Raw genomic sequence first — 15,240 nt, 5'->3', positions numbered from 1 at the left:
TTTTTTTATGTACAATTATTGATACACTTTAATCTTTACCGTTTTTCTTCCCCAGTTAACAGCACTGCTTTGACTGGCGATGAAAACATCGATTTTATTTCCGTCTATTGCTCCTCCGATATCAGCGGCAATTGCTTTTCCGTAGCCTTCAACTTCGACTGTTGAACCGATTGGTATAACGTTTGGGTCTACGGCAATCACTTTTGCTTCCGGATACTTGTTCAGATCAACACCCATTTTCGTCACGCCTGAACATCCTTCACACGATGCTGTATATGCTGTACTCGTAACAGAGAGCTCTTTAACTGTTCCGGAAACACCGCTTGATCTCTGCTTCAGTTTTGCAAAGGTTTTCGGTCCGGCGATTCCATCGCTTCCAAGACCGTAGTTCTGCTGGAAGCTTGCCACTGCATTTTTGGTTCCGTTTCCATACATGCCGTCAGCAATGCCTGAGTAAAAACCCCATTCCTTCAGTAAGAGCTGAAGATCTGTAACCGGTTTTCCCATATCGCCGTAGCGAAGCACTTTTATTTTCTGCAGCGTTTGCGGGCCGGCAATTCCGTCCACTTTGATTCTGCTTTTCTCCTGAAAATCTTTTACCGCTTCTCTAGTTATCGGGCCAAAGTAGCCTGTTTCCTCAAAATAAGGATAAACACTCTTTGATAAAAGATGCTCCTGAAGTTCTTTCACATCTGAATGGCTCATTCCTTCTGCAAGGGTTCTGTCACCAAGTGCAGCTTCCCCGCTCAGCGGAAACATGACACTGACGCCAAGTACTGATGCTCCAATTAATCCCATAAGCTTTTTCCTCATTGTGTTCCTCCTCGAAAAGTGATTATACATAACACTATTCGACAAAAACCTGGAATTACAGGTGCAATGAGGTAAAAACAAAGCATTTGAACTAGAAAAATGGCAATGATTAGTGCCTATTTCGACAAATGTCTCATAAGTGTCTAAGGTACCGTTCAGGTGCGTTCAGAAAATCTCTTGTCATCTTCACATGCTCCAGTTGATCGTAGGAAACACTTAAAACCGGGTACTCATCAAGCGAGTAAAGAATGGCACCGGGAAATGCCATTAATATCGGCGAATGCGTGGCAATAACAAATTGAGAGCCCTCATCCGTCATATCCTTCAGCATACTGATGAAGCTCAGCTGCTTCATAGGAGAAAGCGGCCCTTCAGGCTCATCCAGAAGATAAAAGCCATTCGGCCGGAATCTGGACTGAAAAAAAGATAAAAATCTCTCACCGTGGGACCTGTTATCAAGTCCCCTTCCATATAAGGACTGAATTTCCGCCATCGCTTTTTTGTGAGGTGACGCAGCAAGCTGACGCGCGAGAATGGATTTCCCCCGGTATTCCTCCTCCACTTCTTCAACCCTTTTCTCTGCTTCAGCTCTCATTCTGGACACATTCCGCGCATATGTCAGAAAATCATCTGCTTTCAGATAGAATCCTTTTTTCGTTTTTGCTCTCCAGGTAATCTTAAGGTGGTTAGTGAATGCTCTGATTTCAGCATTCATATCCTGTTCCTCCTCAGAAGCAATCCTGATGAGGCCCGCATGCTGGGCAATCGACTCAAGCAGTGTGGATTTACCCGTGCCGTTCTCTCCCGCAAGGATAGTGACCGGTGCTTCAAAGGATAATTCAAAAGATTCTTTAAAGAGAGGAAGATGATAAGGATATCCCCCGTTTTGATGACCCGCAGTATAATGTACTCTTTTTAAATGGACCAGCTGCAATCCCCTCCCGCTCATGCTTTCTTTCATTATACGATAACGGTTTTCTTATTGTCTAAGAGGGAATGATAACGGTATCATTTTCATATAAAAGGAGGCGGTCCCCCATGTGCGGAAGATACACGCTCTTTGCTGAATACGCAGAACTTGTAGAACGGTTTCAGATTGGCGCAGCCATAGAGGAAGATCAATACGTCATAAGCTACAACATTGCCCCCTCGCAGCATGTTGCAGCCGTTATTAACGACGGAAAGCAAAACAGAATGGGCTACTTGCGGTGGGGTCTTATCCCGCCGTGGGCAAAAGATGAAAAAATCGGCTATAAAACCATTAACGCACGAGCCGAAACGCTATCTGAGAAACCAAGCTTCAGAAATGCCTTTATGAAAAAAAGATGCATCATTCCTGCAGACTCATTTTATGAATGGAAGCGTGAAGAAGGGACAAAAACTCCAATGAGGATAAAGCTGAAATCAGGTGCGCCATTCGCAATGGCAGGGCTGTGGGAATCCTGGAAGTCGAAAGAGGGAAAAGTCGTCCACTCATGCTCTGTTATCACAACAGAGCCAAACAGGCTGATGAGCACAATCCACGACAGAATGCCTGTCATCCTTAAAGAAGAGGACGAGTCGAGCTGGCTGAACCCGAAGCATACTGATCCGGACTATTTAAGACAGTTTTTAAAACCTTTTGACGAAGCTCAAATGGAGGCTTTTGAAGTTTCTTCTGAGGTGAATTCAGTTAAAAATAATGGGCCGCATCTGATTCAGGAGATTTGCTGAGGTTTGCATACTTCTTTAAATTAGCAAAAAACCAGTTCCTGAGACAGGAACTGGTTTTAATGGTAAAAATAGAAGCCACAATTGCCGTAAGTCACGTAAGAAAGTTTTAAACCACCACTTCTCAAAGTGGGTGTTTGCAGCAGCCTTCCTGTCTTCCTCTGCAAATGGAGGCATGACATTCCGGGTGCGATGTAAAACTCCCTATTACAGCTTAAAGGTTAAAACTTAATTATCATTACGCACAATGCAGCTTGTAGTAGTATATTACATCATGACAGCCGATTGGTCAACCGGCAAGTTTTTTTCGGGCGATGCGCTTATAAAAAATGCAAGTCTGCCATGTCGCGCAATGCAAATCCGGGTTATAATAGAACTGTGCACGTAATTCTTCTGCATGGGATGGTGATTCGCATGAAAAACCGTGATAAGCGCCTTAAGCGCAAACGCGACATGATCAAGGATTACATTAAAAGCAGGCTGAAAAATTTAAAGCCAAAGGCAAACAAGTCACCCGTTTCAAACCACCAGACAAATAAGCCATAAATCAGCAAGCCCCCCGCCCGCAAAACGGGCGGATTTTTATTTACCCTATAAAAATGCGCAAAAAAAAACAGCCTCTTTAAAAGAGACTGTTTTTATATGTCAGCTTAACAATTAAGCTTTTTGAACGTTAGTTGCTTGAGGTCCGCGTTGACCTTGCTCTACGTCAAAAGTAACTGCTTGGCCTTCGTCTAAAGTTTTGAAACCTTCGCCTTGAATAGCTGAGAAATGAACGAATACGTCTTCTCCGCCTTCGCGCTCGATGAATCCGAAACCTTTTTCTGCGTTAAACCATTTTACTGTACCTTGTTCCATTGTTGTTGCCTCCTCGTATGCTTTAGCATACTTTGTATTACTATCCTTGCTCTTGTGATAACAAAAGGCGAAAAGTTGTAAACTTTGTCTTTCCTTGCGTACCGAACAAAAATAATTCTTTTAAACCATACCATGTATGAAAATAAAAAGCAAATTTTCTCGGTAATTTTTTTTATCGGTTATCAATTTTCTCCGGATACATATCGTGGTTCATCATGCGGTGCTCCGCCATTTTCTCGTACTTTGTCCCTGGTTTTCCATAGTTTGTGTACGGGTCGATGGAAATACCGCCGCGCGGTGTAAACTTGCCCCAGACCTCAATATAGCGCGGATCCATAAGTTCAATCAGATCATTCATAATGATATTCATGCAGTCTTCATGGAAATCTCCGTGATTTCTGAAGCTGAACAAATAAAGTTTCAGTGATTTGCTTTCCACCATTTTCCTGTCAGGAATGTAACTGATGTAAATGGTCGCGAAATCAGGCTGTCCTGTTTTCGGGCAAAGACTTGTAAACTCCGGGCAGTTGAACTTTACAAAGTAATCACGGTTCACATGCTTATTATCAAATGACTCAAGGATCTCAGGGCTGTACTCAAACAAATAGTTTGTCCCCTGATTTCCGAGCAAAGTTACATCTGTCAGTTCTGAATCTATTCTTCCAGCCATTTTATACGTCCTTTCTATGTTAAACTCCCCTTTTATTTCCCCATACGAGCGTATGGAGCTGAGGCAGAATACGGGCACTGTTAAGCTCTTTTTCTTTTGCTGACCGTTCAATCAGCCATTCGTATCTGGACAGCAGATGTCCAATCAGCTTGTCGTCGCTAGTTTCCTGCACAAGATCATTGCCTACTTGAATGTAGAATGGAAGCTCTGGATACGTGATGTGCACTTTTTTAGCAAATTCAAGGTCTGCTTCATCAAAAACGACCACTTTAAGACTCGCATGACCAAGCCTGTTTTCTATGTCCAGATAATCGATGATTTCCTTTAGTTTATCGAAATCCGTGCTCATTCCCGAGCTTGGAGGTTTAGGTGAAATGGTCAAATCATCAATTTTGGAAAACCATGGCTGAAGACGGCTGCCCTGCGTTTCGATGGCAACCTTTATCTCCTTCTCATGCAGCAGGTCAACCAGCTCTGATAAGTGAACGAGCAAAGCCGGGTTCCCGCCGGAAATCGTAACATGGGAAAAAAGATCTCCTCCCAGTTCAGACAGCTCGTTCCAGATTTGTTCTGCAGTGAGCTGCCTGATGTCATCTTTAGCTGAACCATCCCATGTGAAAGCAGAATCACACCAGCTGCAGGAATAATCGCATCCCGCCGTTCTGACAAACATCGTCTTCTGGCCGATGACCATGCCTTCTCCCTGGATAGTCGGGCCGAAAATCTCCAAAACCGGAAACTTTTTCATCCTTTTTTCACCAGCTTTGGACGATACATGACGTAGCTTGTCGGGGTTTCACGGACAAATACTCCAACACATTTCGGTTTGTGGGAAAGACTGTCCAAATGCTGCTGAATCATTTCGCAGATTGTTCGAGCTACCACTTCTGTCGTAGGGAATTTATTTGGATCTTCATCATTAAAAACGTCATGTTCATTTAAGATGGTATGATCAAAACGGTCATGCACAAGCTGCTTGATATGGGCAAAATTTATGAGAAATCCTGATTCGTCAAGCTCGTCTCCTGCTACCGTTACATTGATAAAGTACGTATGGCCATGAAGGCGCCGGCATTTGCCCGCTTCTTCTTTAGGCACATAGTGTGCTGCTGACAGCTGCATATCTTTGTTAAGTTCAAACGTATAGGGATGCAGTGTCTGCGGATACATTTGCTGGATCATGAAGCCTCTCCCCCTTTGGCTGAAATATACTCGTCAAGCCCTTTTTTACGGAGGCGGCAGGCTGGACATTCTCCGCACCCGTCTGCGATAATACCGTTGTAGCATGTAAGTGTTTTATCCCTTACATATTCAAGGGCTGAAAGCTCATCTGCAAGCTTCCACGTTTCGGCCTTATCAATCCACATAAGCGGAGTATGGATGACAAATTGATCATCCATGGCAAGATTGATTGTTACATTGCATGACTTTACAAATACATCACGGCAATCGGGATATCCGCTGAAATCCGTTTCACATACCCCTGTCACAATATGCTTTGCGCCGATTTGCTTGGCAAGCACGGAAGCAAACGTTAAAAAGAGAAGGTTTCTTCCCGGCACAAAAGTAGACGGAAGCTCTCCTTCCTTATGTTCAATGGCGATATCATCTCTTGTAAGAGCATTGGGAGCCAGCTGGTTTAACAGAGACATATCAAGCAGATGATGGCGCACATCAAGCTCTTTTGCGATTTGTTCGGCCACATCAATTTCCAGTTTGTGACGCTGGTTGTAATTGAAGGTTACGGCCTCTACTTCTTTAAACTGCTTCTTCGCCCAGAACAGGCAAGTTGTGCTGTCCTGTCCTCCGCTGAAGACAACAAGCGCTTTTTCATTTTTTATCATTTTTCTGCCTCCTCATAGTAGAAGAGAGCATTCTTTCACAACCCGATTCCTAAAAATCGGCATAAGAAAAGACACCCTGAGTGTTCAGAAGTGTCCAGCATGTAAGTCCTCAACTAAAAAACAGCAGATTTGGCTGTTTGATCTTAGTTTTTTATAGAGGGTTGTGCTAGAACCTCTCCCGCACGCACATGCGCGGATTTTATCATTCTTTTTACCGTTCATACTATACCACGAACGGTCTGTTACATCAATCTATTTTAAAGGAGGAAATGCCGTGCCGCTCAAACCTGTTCTTGTAAAAGTAAAATCAAACTTCTGGATAACGCCAGCTGCCTATGCCGTCCTTTTCTTCATCCTTGCCATACTCAGCATGTCGGCTGACAGATTCCTTGCTGCACGCGGATATTTCAGCTATGTCCCTTCCATCTTCCTGACAGATAAAGAGCTCTCCCATACGATTTTGAGTGCAACCTCCACTTCGCTGCTTACAATGACAACCATCACCTTTTCATCTGTCCTTGTCGTTCTGACCACCTTTTTGGCTAATTTCTCGCCAAGAACCATGCATAATTTCAATACCGATTCAAAAATACAGCGGGTGCTTGGTGTGTTTGTTGGAGGGTATATTTATTCTCTCGTGCTTCTTAACCAGGTGAGAGAAAATGAGACAAGCAACGACTTCATAGTACCCAGTCTTGCAATTCTTGTTGCCTTCTTATGTGTGGGCATGTTCGTTTTCCTGATTCACCATATGACTGAGTGGATTAAAGTAGGAAACGTGATTTCAAACATCACGAAAGAAACACTCGCCTCGATTGATGATAAAAAAAGACCTGAAGAAAAAAGAACAGAAAAAGAGCCTTCATTCGAAGATGGGATCGAAGTTAAAAGCGAACATGAAGGCTATATTGAAGACATCGCTGTAGATGAACTGGTTTCCTTTGCCGCAAAACACGGAGCAGCCGTAAAGTTCCACAGAGATCAGGGTTCGTATGCAGATGAAGATACCCCACTCTTGACTCTCATTTCAGGTAATAAAGAAATCGCCCCGGAAGATGTCTTGAAATACATCACGTTTAATGCCGATCATGAATCAAAAAACGACATTGAATTCGGTATTCAGAAGCTTGCTGAAATCGCTTTGCGGGGCATCGCTCCAGGAAAAAATGACCCGGAAACAGCCATTGCATGCATTGAGCACCTTACTCAGATCCTCATCAAAATCGGGAAACATCATTCCCCTTCCCCCTACCACAGGGACAGCGAAGGGAAAATTAGGGTCATCCTGCCAAAGCCTGATTTTCATGATTACCTGTATACAAGCTTTTATCAGATCCGTCATTATGGAAAAGAGGATGTTTCCGTTATGGCCTCTATTTTAAAAGCACTCATCCTGATTGCTGAAACAAACCGGGAGGAAATTAAAGAAGATATTTGGTCTTTTTCTCAATACATTTATGAAGGACTTGACACGATAGACTGGCTGAGCCTTGATAAAAAGCACTTGAATCGTGAGCTTGCATCACTTGCGCTCGCATGCGGCAAAGATGACCCGTCACTTCAGCTTTAAGACAGAAGAAAAGGAATCCGTTAAATGGATTCCTTTTTGCGTTACTGCTTTTTTTGAGTTCCTTCTTGTTCAAGTTCTTTAAAGGATTTTACTTTTCCGTGTTCATTTTGAGATTCCTTCCGGATGTCCCATTGACGCTGTTTTTGTCCTTTTGATTGAGTCACGTTTCACAGCTCCTTTTCTGATGGATTTCAGACTTATTTTGCCCTGACAACAAAAAAAGATGCCGCAGCATCTTTATTGGGTGGCAGCGATTCCATCCTGAATGACAGGCACGCTAGCTTCCTTTTTTTTTCGGATCATTTCCAGATAGCGGATATGGTGATTTTCCATATCTTTCACCTTGAATGAGTAAGAGCCGAGTTCAACAAGCTCTCCTTTTTGGATATCGTATTTCTCAGTCAGCATCCATCCGCCAATTGTATCTACATCTGAATCATCAAGCTCAAGGCCGAAAAGATCGTTTAATTCACTGATCAGGACTTTGCCGTCAATAATGTAATGATCGTCATTGATCTTTTGAACGAGAGGCACTTCATCCGCATCGAATTCATCACGGATTTCTCCAACGATCTCCTCGAGAATGTCCTCTACTGTGACAAGGCCTGCAGTCCCTCCATACTCGTCAATAAGAATCGCCATATGAATATGCTCTCTCTGCATTTTTAAAAGCAGCTCCTGCACAGGTACAGACTGAGTTACCTGAATAACAGGCCGTATATAAGTTCTTAGGGAGAACTGTTCAAGTTTTTTTGACTGAAACAAATCGGTGAAAATTTCTTTAATATTGACCATCCCGATAATATGGTCTTTATCTCCGTCAACAACGGGGTATCTTGTATATTTTTCACTTTTAATAATTTTAAGGTGTGCCTGCAGCGGTTCATCACTGTCAAGCGATATAATCTGTGTGCGCGGCACCATGATTTCTTTGGCAATGCGGTCATCGAACTTAAAAATTTTATTCACATATTTATATTCCGACTGATTGATTTCCCCGCTTTCATAGCTTTCAGACAGCAGAATCCTGAGCTCTTCTTCGCTGTGAGCGAGTTCATGTTCAGATACCCGCTTAAGTCCAAAGGCTTGAGTGAGCATTCGGGCAGAGCCGTTCAGAAGCCAGATCGCCGGAAACATCAGCCTGTAAAATGCAATAAGCGGTTTTGAAAAAGCCAGGGTGACCCTTTCTGCTTTTTGGATCGCGACTGTTTTCGGAGCAAGTTCTCCGACAACTACGTGCAGGAAGGTAATAATGGCAAAAGCAAAAGCAATCGCAAAAAAGTGTGCAGCTGTACTTGGTAGATTCAGCTTTTCAAAAACCGGCTGAAGAAGCTTCCCTACCGCAGGTTCTCCGAGCCACCCAAGTCCAAGTGCGGTAATCGTGATTCCCAGCTGACAGGCTGATAAATACTCATCCAGATTATCCGTCACCCGCTTTGCTGAGAGCGCCTGTTTGCTGCCTTCTTCAATAAGCTGATTCAGACGGGAACTCCGGATTTTTACAATGGCAAACTCAGACGCTACAAAAAAGGCAGTCGCAGCAATTAAAACCGCAATTATGAACAAATTGACTATGTCCAAATAAATTCCCTTTTTCGCAGAAACGAAAAAGGAGTCACCTCCCGGAAAAGTTCAATCTTTAAATAATAGATGGTGAAACCCTGTCATGAAGGTATTACCCCATCAATCACCTCTCCCGAAAAAATATAAAAAATTCTGAATATAATCCATCATAATATGAAGCCTGTCACCAGTCAAACAATCCTTTGCATTGTTTTCTTCATAAATATGACGAAAATCAGCCTATTATGTTTGAATTGTTTTATTATTCTGCTTTTTTAAAATTTGTTTTCGTTTCCGGAAGGCGGAGCTTTTCTGACCATCAGCAAGAGGAGAAAGATGAGGCTCATGTAACCGAAAACCGGGTACAAGACCGCAATCAGCGAGCTGTAGTCAATCAGGCTGATAAAAAACGCACCGCACAGCAGCAAGGCAATAATCATCATGCCAGGAAGAGGAACGACGCTTATTAGATGGCGCTCGAGACCGAACAGGTTCCCGATTACAGATGTAAACACTTCCCCGTAAATCACAAGAATATAAATGATAAAAAACGAAAACACAGATGCCTTCATGACTTCTGCCATCGGGATGTCGTAGGAGATGACATCGCGCAATGAAGACAGCGCAAAATGACTGCTGAGCAAAATAAATGTGAGAATGGCTCCGCCTGCAATCCCGCCCCATTTTGCCGTTCGTTCATCCTCAATTTCCTTTGCAAGCGGGACAAGCACGGCCTCCGCCATAGCAAGATTAAACGCCGCGTACGAAACGGCAGAGATGATCCACTTAAAGGATGAATGACCGGACATGAGACTCTTTGCCGAATGGGCATCAAAAGATGAGGCTGCCACAAGAACACTGAACAAAATCAGCATCGGCACAACAATGATATTCACGCTAAAAAGGCCCTTTGACCCAAATGACATGGCAATCAGCGTCAGCGCAATCGTCAGCATAACGCCAAACCGGCTTGAAAGGTTAAGCTGCTCTTCGAAAATAGCGCCCGCCCCTGAAAGCATGACAGACGTAACCCCGAACAAAACGACAAGCATAAATAGATTCACGACTGTACCGCATGATTTTCCGAACAGGAAAAAATTAAGGTCCTGATACGAATTTGCACCTATCCGTTTTGAAATTATCATTATTTTGGAGCCAAGATGCATAAAGAAATAACCGCATAAAAGAATGCCAAACATTCCATAAACGCCATACTGCGTAAAAAATTCAACAATCTCCCGGCCGGTGGCAAATCCTGCCCCTACTACCGTTCCAACATATACAGCTGCTATCTGCACGACCTGAAACCACTGTTTCTTCATTGTTATGCCTCCGATACGAACCCTGGTCTTTTCATATGTATATGAGACAAGGTGCCAGGAAAGAAGGACAGATTGTCACTGTTTGAGGAAAGGAATCGCTCAATCCTGAAATGAAAAAAAAGGTAAAGCAAAATACTTGAAAGTCAAAATAGGTCAAACTATAATAAGAATCAATATCATCCACTTGAGGTGATTTTTTAATCAGCCTAAAGTCAAAGATAGTCAAAGTCAAAATAAACTTATTGTATGGAGGTTTTCACTATGCTATGTCAAAACTGTCAAGCTAAGAAAGCATCTGTTCATTTAACTATGCAAATCAACCAGGAGCGCCATCAAGTCATGATCTGCTCTGAGTGCTACGCTCAGTACAGAAGCGCCGTTCCAAGCGGAGGATTCGGTCACGTTCCGCCATCACAGCCATTCGGTCCGCGTGCTGAACAAACAGCACAAAAACAAGGCGCAAACGGGATCCTCGATCAGCTGGCACGCAACCTGACACATGCGGCCAAAGCCGGCGTCATTGATCCTGTCATCGGCAGAGATGCGGAAGTTGAACGATTAATTGAGGTACTGAACAGAAGAAACAAAAACAACCCTGTTCTCATTGGAGAGCCAGGTGTCGGAAAAACGGCTGTCGTAGAGGGCTTTGCTCTTAAAATTGCTGAGGGCGATGTTCCGGCTAAACTGAAGAACAAGGAAGTCTATCTGCTGGATGTTGCATCACTTGTTGCAAATACTGGAGTCAGAGGACAATTTGAAGAGAGAATGAAGCAGCTGATCTCAGAACTTCAGCAAAAGAAAAATATCATTCTGTTTATAGATGAAATACACCAGCTTGTAGGCGCTGGCTCTGCAGAAGGCTCCATGGACGCAGGAAACATTTTAAAACCGGCACTTGCGCGCGGAGAGCTGCAGGTTGTCGGAGCCACTACTCTGAAAGAATACCGTCAGATTGAAAAGGATGCAGCTCTTGAACGCCGCTTCCAGCCTGTCATGGTTACAGAGCCTTCACTGGAAAAAGCCATCGAGATTTTGAAAGGCATCCAGGACAAATACGAAAAATACCATGAAGTTTCTTATTCGGAAGATGCGATTAAAGCAACTGTTATGCTATCGCACCGCTATATCCAGGACCGTTACCTGCCAGATAAAGCCATCGATCTTCTTGATGAAGCGGGATCTAAAAAGAACCTTCAGTCAGGCGGCGGTGAAGATATCAGCGAAAAACTCGCTGAGATCGCACGAAAGAAAGCACAGGCTACTAAAGAAGAAAACTATGAGCTTGCAGCTAAACTGCGTGACGAGGAGATAAAGCTTGAAAGCATGCAGACAACATCACATGCAGTAGTGGAAGCAGAAGATATTGCGGCCATTATCGAAAAGAAAACAGGCATTCCTGTAGGCAAGCTGCAGGAAGATGAGCAGGCGCAAATGAAAAACCTTGAAAGCAAGCTCTCCGGTAAAGTCATCGGTCAGGAGGAAGCCGTAAAGAAAGTGGCAAAGGCAATCAGAAGAAGCCGGGCAGGGTTGAAATCAAAACAGCGTCCAATCGGTTCATTCCTGTTCGTCGGCCCTACAGGAGTCGGAAAAACGGAATTGACTAAAACCCTTGCATCCGAGCTGTTCGGTACGCGTGATTCACTGATCCGCCTGGACATGAGTGAATATATGGAAAAACACTCTGTCTCAAAAATTATCGGATCACCTCCGGGCTATGTCGGCCATGAGGAAGCAGGACAGCTATCCGAAAAAGTCCGCCGCAACCCGTACAGCATCATCCTGCTTGATGAAATTGAAAAAGCGCATCCCGATGTGCAGCATATGTTCCTTCAAGTCATGGAGGATGGCCGCCTGACAGACAGCCAGGGCAGAACGGTAAGCTTTAAAGATACCGTCATTATTATGACAAGCAATGCCGGAGCCGGCCATAAGAAAGTTACAGTTGGCTTCGGAAACAGCGAAGCACTGAACGAAAGCTCATTGCTTGAGTCACTTGGGTCATTTTTTAAACCTGAATTTCTCAACCGTTTTGACAGCATCATCGAATTTAAGTCTCTGGAAAAAACAGATTTGCTGCAAATCGTAGACATTATGCTTGATGAGCTTCAGGAAACGCTCAATGAACAGCACATTAAGCTGAACATCACAGATGAAGCAAAAGAAAAAATAGCAGAGCTCGGCTACCATCCTGCCTTTGGTGCCCGCCCGCTCCGCAGAGTCATTCAGGAGCATGTAGAAGATGCCATTGCCGATGTACTGCTTGACGGCAGCCAAATCTCAGAACTTACTTTAACGCTTGACCATGATACGCTGACAGTAACACAAGGTTAAACATTGATAAGAGCTGAATTCACAGGAATTCAGCTCTTTTTTTTGCTTTAATCTTATATGGATAGACCGGGTGAAGGAATTCAATTTCTATCCGGTCCTCTATTTCAATCTCAAGCGGGTGGATTTCTGCCCCTCTTTGAGTTGGGAACCACGGCCTCCCCTGATTCACAAGAACAAATGAACCGTAATGATCCCCATAGAATGAAAACATGCGGTCTTCCCCGTTATGGATATCCTTCAAAAAATTTAAATCCTCCTGCATGTTCTTGACACAGGTGCATGGCATACCTACTTCAGAGACATCAAACCAGCCATTCCGTTTTTCGCAGATCTCCTCCCTTACAACCATTTCCAGTATGTTGCCTTCAGAATCGTAAAAGTAAGCCTGTTTCCCTTTCCAATCCATAATTTCTTCGCCTTGTTCATTTGAAAGCAAAGGCAGTCTTTCGGCCATCATGTCAAAAAAGAACTCATTTACCCTAAAGCAGAGATGGTAATATGCGGATTTCTCTGAATGTGTGAACGTCAAAAGCGTTTTTCCAGACTGAACAGTAAAGGAGTCAGAGTCTTCGGAGATTAAGTTCATACTCAGTGGTTCTGTGTAAAATTCTTTGAGCTTTAAAAGGTTTTTTGCGTGCATTTTAATGTGGAGGAATTTCATTTGGCCACCTATTCCCTTAATAGTAATAAACTGATGCGGCAGAATTTTTCGGTTACTGCCGGCGGTTAATCAATCACCTTTTCAAGTATAGGTTTTTTGTCTTCATCTTTGCTCAGCCTTTGTGCTGAAATTCACTTCATTCATTAGACTAAAAAAACCGCCAGCTTACCGCTGACGGTTTAAAGATTACAGCTTCGTATCATCCACCTGATCAAGCCACTCCCTGATCTCTCCTGTAACAGACTGCACACAGCCATCTTCAAATGGAGAAATTAAACGCGCATCCTCCACCAGCTCAAGGAACGACTTGCTTCCGCCCTGCTTGCAGAGATGAAGGTAATCTGCCCATGCGGCATCTTTATCTTCGTGCATTTTTTTCCAGAACTGAAGAGCGCAGATTTGAGCAAGCGTATAATCGATGTAGTAAAATGGCGAGTTGTAAATATGGCCCTGACGCTGCCAGAAGCCTCCGCCATCTAAGAATTCGTTGTCTCCGTAATCACGGTGCGGCAAATACTTCCGCTCCATATCTCTCCAGGCAAGTTTGCGTTCCTGCGGAGAAGCTTCCGGATTTTCATAGATAAAGTGCTGGAACTCATCTACAGCTACTCCATATGGAAGGAACTGAAGAGCTGCACTCAAGTGGCTGAACTTATACTTCTCCGCATCTTCCTTAAAGAAGGATTCCATCCATGGCCATGTGAAGAACTCCATGCTCATTGAGTGAATTTCGCACGCTTCATAGGTCGGGAAATGATATTCAGACAGATTGAAATGACGGCTCATATAAACTTGAAACGCATGTCCTGCTTCATGTGTGAGCACATCAATATCCCCGCTTGTCCCGTTAAAATTCGCAAAGATATAAGGGGACTTGTAATCTTCAATATACGTGCAGTATCCGCCGCCGGCTTTGCCTTTTTGGGCAAGCAGATCCATCAGGTTTTTCTCGATCATAAAATCAAAGAACTCATTTGTTTCAGGTGATAATTCCTCATACATTTTCTTCCCGTGAGAAATGATCCATTCTGCATCGCCTTTTGGCGCTGCATTTCCTGTTGTGAATGCAAGTTTTTCATCTGCAAACTCAAGCTTGTCCAAACCAAGCCGTTTTTGCTGCCTTTTGCGGAGATCCGTTGCAATCGGAACAATATATTCCTGAATCTGATCACGGAAGTTTTTCACCATCTCAGCATTATAATCCACACGCTGCATGCGCTGATACCCAAGCTCTGTAAAATTGGAAAAACCAAGTTTTTTGGCAATCGACGTTCGGACTTTAACCAATTTATCGAAAATGTCATCGAACTTTTCACCGTTCTCTGCAAAAAATCCAAAATAGGCATCAGAAGCGCGTTTCCGTATGTCCCTCTCCTTTGCTTCGAGAAGCGGTTCAATCTGGGCGAGTGTATACTCTTTGCTGTCAAAATCAATTTTTGCAGAGGCAACAAGTTTTGTATATTCCGTCACCAGTTTATTTTCCTGCTGAAGATCTGCAAGTACTTCAGGGGAGAATGTTTTCAGCTGTGCATCAGCAAGAAGGAACAGCTGTCTGCCGTACTTTTCTTCAAGGCCGTTTCTGAATTTTGAACCTGTAAGAGCTTTGTAAAACTCCGTTTCCAGCGCTTTAATATGAGGATCCAGTTCATCCAGATAGTCCTGTTCTTCCTTATAGAACTCATCATTCGTATCAATCGTATGACGGATGGAACAGAGGTTGAATGCCGTTGAAACATGCCCCCTGATTTCTCCTATCTTCTCCAGTGCTTCTTCCTGCTTCTCCAGTGTTTCCGCCTGTTTGAACAGCTCCAGTGCTTCGTGGAAGGAAGCTTCTACTTCTTCTTTCACAGGACGGCTGTATGTATAATCCTGAAATTTCATATGTATGGTCCCCGCTT

16 protein-coding genes, 1 other RNA gene and 1 riboswitch are annotated in these 15,240 nt (G+C 43.6%); of the genes, 4 read left to right on the top strand and 13 right to left on the bottom strand.

The features are described 5' to 3' along the window. Positions 1-15: 15 nt before the first annotated feature. Entirely contained in the window at positions 16-813 is a 798-nt protein-coding gene (locus tag ACK1LH_RS07615) for a peptidoglycan-binding protein (RefSeq protein ID WP_029565450.1), read from the bottom strand. A 133-nt stretch (positions 814-946) separates the two neighbouring features. Next, on the bottom strand, positions 947-1,747 hold the full coding sequence (locus ACK1LH_RS07610; protein WP_411334901.1) for an ATP-binding cassette domain-containing protein: 801 nt from the start codon (positions 1,745-1,747) through the stop codon (positions 947-949). Between the two features lie 104 nt (positions 1,748-1,851). Here ACK1LH_RS07610 and ACK1LH_RS07605 point away from each other — a divergent pair, with 104 nt between their 5' ends. Then, a complete protein-coding gene (locus ACK1LH_RS07605) occupies positions 1,852-2,526 on the top strand; it encodes an SOS response-associated peptidase (RefSeq protein WP_029281725.1) in 675 nt (224 codons plus the stop codon). Between the two features lie 68 nt (positions 2,527-2,594). On the opposite strand, the gene ssrS is transcribed toward ACK1LH_RS07605, so the two are convergent. Then, a non-coding RNA gene (gene ssrS, locus ACK1LH_RS07600) (6S RNA) lies at positions 2,595-2,782 on the bottom strand. Between the two features lie 155 nt (positions 2,783-2,937). On the opposite strand from ssrS, the gene ACK1LH_RS07595 reads away from it, so the two are divergent. Continuing rightward, a complete protein-coding gene (locus tag ACK1LH_RS07595) occupies positions 2,938-3,069 on the top strand; it encodes a hypothetical protein (protein WP_267881634.1) in 132 nt (43 codons plus the stop codon). Between the two features lie 111 nt (positions 3,070-3,180). Here ACK1LH_RS07595 and ACK1LH_RS07590 read toward each other — a convergent pair whose 3' ends face one another. The 5 genes from ACK1LH_RS07590 to queC all read right to left on the bottom strand — a co-directional run bounded on the left by ACK1LH_RS07590 (position 3,181) and on the right by queC (position 5,892). Continuing rightward, entirely contained in the window at positions 3,181-3,381 is a 201-nt protein-coding gene (locus tag ACK1LH_RS07590; protein WP_029281727.1) for a cold-shock protein, read from the bottom strand. A 172-nt stretch (positions 3,382-3,553) separates the two neighbouring features. After that, positions 3,554-4,051, bottom strand: a complete 498-nt coding sequence (queF, locus tag ACK1LH_RS07585) for a preQ(1) synthase (RefSeq protein WP_029281729.1) — start codon at positions 4,049-4,051, stop codon at positions 3,554-3,556. A 19-nt stretch (positions 4,052-4,070) separates the two neighbouring features. Then, entirely contained in the window at positions 4,071-4,799 is a 729-nt protein-coding gene (queE, locus tag ACK1LH_RS07580) for a 7-carboxy-7-deazaguanine synthase QueE (RefSeq protein ID WP_029281731.1), read from the bottom strand. Next, a complete protein-coding gene (gene queD, locus ACK1LH_RS07575) occupies positions 4,796-5,233 on the bottom strand; it encodes a 6-carboxytetrahydropterin synthase QueD (protein WP_029281732.1) in 438 nt (145 codons plus the stop codon). Before queD ends, queE begins: the two co-directional genes overlap by 4 nt. After that, on the bottom strand, positions 5,230-5,892 hold the full coding sequence (gene queC, locus ACK1LH_RS07570; protein ID WP_029281734.1) for a 7-cyano-7-deazaguanine synthase QueC: 663 nt from the start codon (positions 5,890-5,892) through the stop codon (positions 5,230-5,232). The genes queD and queC overlap by 4 nt, the downstream gene beginning before the upstream one ends. Positions 5,893-6,032: 140 nt before the next feature. Continuing rightward, positions 6,033-6,077: riboswitch (PreQ1 riboswitch) on the bottom strand. Positions 6,078-6,169: 92 nt separating this feature from the next. Here queC and ACK1LH_RS07565 point away from each other — a divergent pair. Continuing rightward, complete coding sequence (locus ACK1LH_RS07565) at positions 6,170-7,465, top strand: DUF2254 domain-containing protein (RefSeq protein WP_411334900.1); 1,296 nt, start codon at positions 6,170-6,172, stop codon at positions 7,463-7,465. A gap of 41 nt (positions 7,466-7,506) precedes the next feature. Here ACK1LH_RS07565 and ACK1LH_RS07560 read toward each other — a convergent pair whose 3' ends face one another. The 3 genes from ACK1LH_RS07560 to ACK1LH_RS07550 all read right to left on the bottom strand — a co-directional run bounded on the left by ACK1LH_RS07560 (position 7,507) and on the right by ACK1LH_RS07550 (position 10,350). After that, positions 7,507-7,629, bottom strand: a complete 123-nt coding sequence (locus ACK1LH_RS07560) for a DUF6254 family protein (RefSeq protein WP_234703361.1) — start codon at positions 7,627-7,629, stop codon at positions 7,507-7,509. Between the two features lie 73 nt (positions 7,630-7,702). Further along, the gene (locus tag ACK1LH_RS07555; RefSeq protein ID WP_029565448.1) at positions 7,703-9,046 is read right to left on the bottom strand and encodes a hemolysin family protein; all 1,344 of its coding nucleotides are present in this window, start codon (positions 9,044-9,046) and stop codon (positions 7,703-7,705) included. A 257-nt stretch (positions 9,047-9,303) separates the two neighbouring features. After that, positions 9,304-10,350, bottom strand: a complete 1,047-nt coding sequence (locus tag ACK1LH_RS07550; RefSeq protein ID WP_029565447.1) for a membrane protein — start codon at positions 10,348-10,350, stop codon at positions 9,304-9,306. A gap of 261 nt (positions 10,351-10,611) precedes the next feature. On the opposite strand from ACK1LH_RS07550, the gene ACK1LH_RS07545 reads away from it, so the two are divergent. Then, positions 10,612-12,681, top strand: coding sequence for an AAA family ATPase (locus ACK1LH_RS07545; RefSeq protein ID WP_411334899.1), 2,070 nt, complete (start codon positions 10,612-10,614; stop codon positions 12,679-12,681). Positions 12,682-12,700: 19 nt separating this feature from the next. On the opposite strand, the gene ACK1LH_RS07540 is transcribed toward ACK1LH_RS07545, so the two are convergent. Beyond that, positions 12,701-13,138, bottom strand: coding sequence for a hypothetical protein (locus tag ACK1LH_RS07540; protein ID WP_152554701.1), 438 nt, complete (start codon positions 13,136-13,138; stop codon positions 12,701-12,703). Between the two features lie 390 nt (positions 13,139-13,528). After that, positions 13,529-15,223, bottom strand: coding sequence for a M3 family oligoendopeptidase (locus ACK1LH_RS07535; RefSeq protein ID WP_411334898.1), 1,695 nt, complete (start codon positions 15,221-15,223; stop codon positions 13,529-13,531). Between the last annotated feature and the right edge of the window lie 17 nt (positions 15,224-15,240).

The sequence above is a fragment of the Metabacillus indicus genome (assembly GCF_046603695.1).
GTDB classification, from domain to species: domain Bacteria; phylum Bacillota; class Bacilli; order Bacillales; family Bacillaceae; genus Bacillus_P; species Bacillus_P indicus.
Note: the sequence above shows the minus strand (reverse complement) of the source record. Positions and strands in the feature narration are given on the sequence as shown.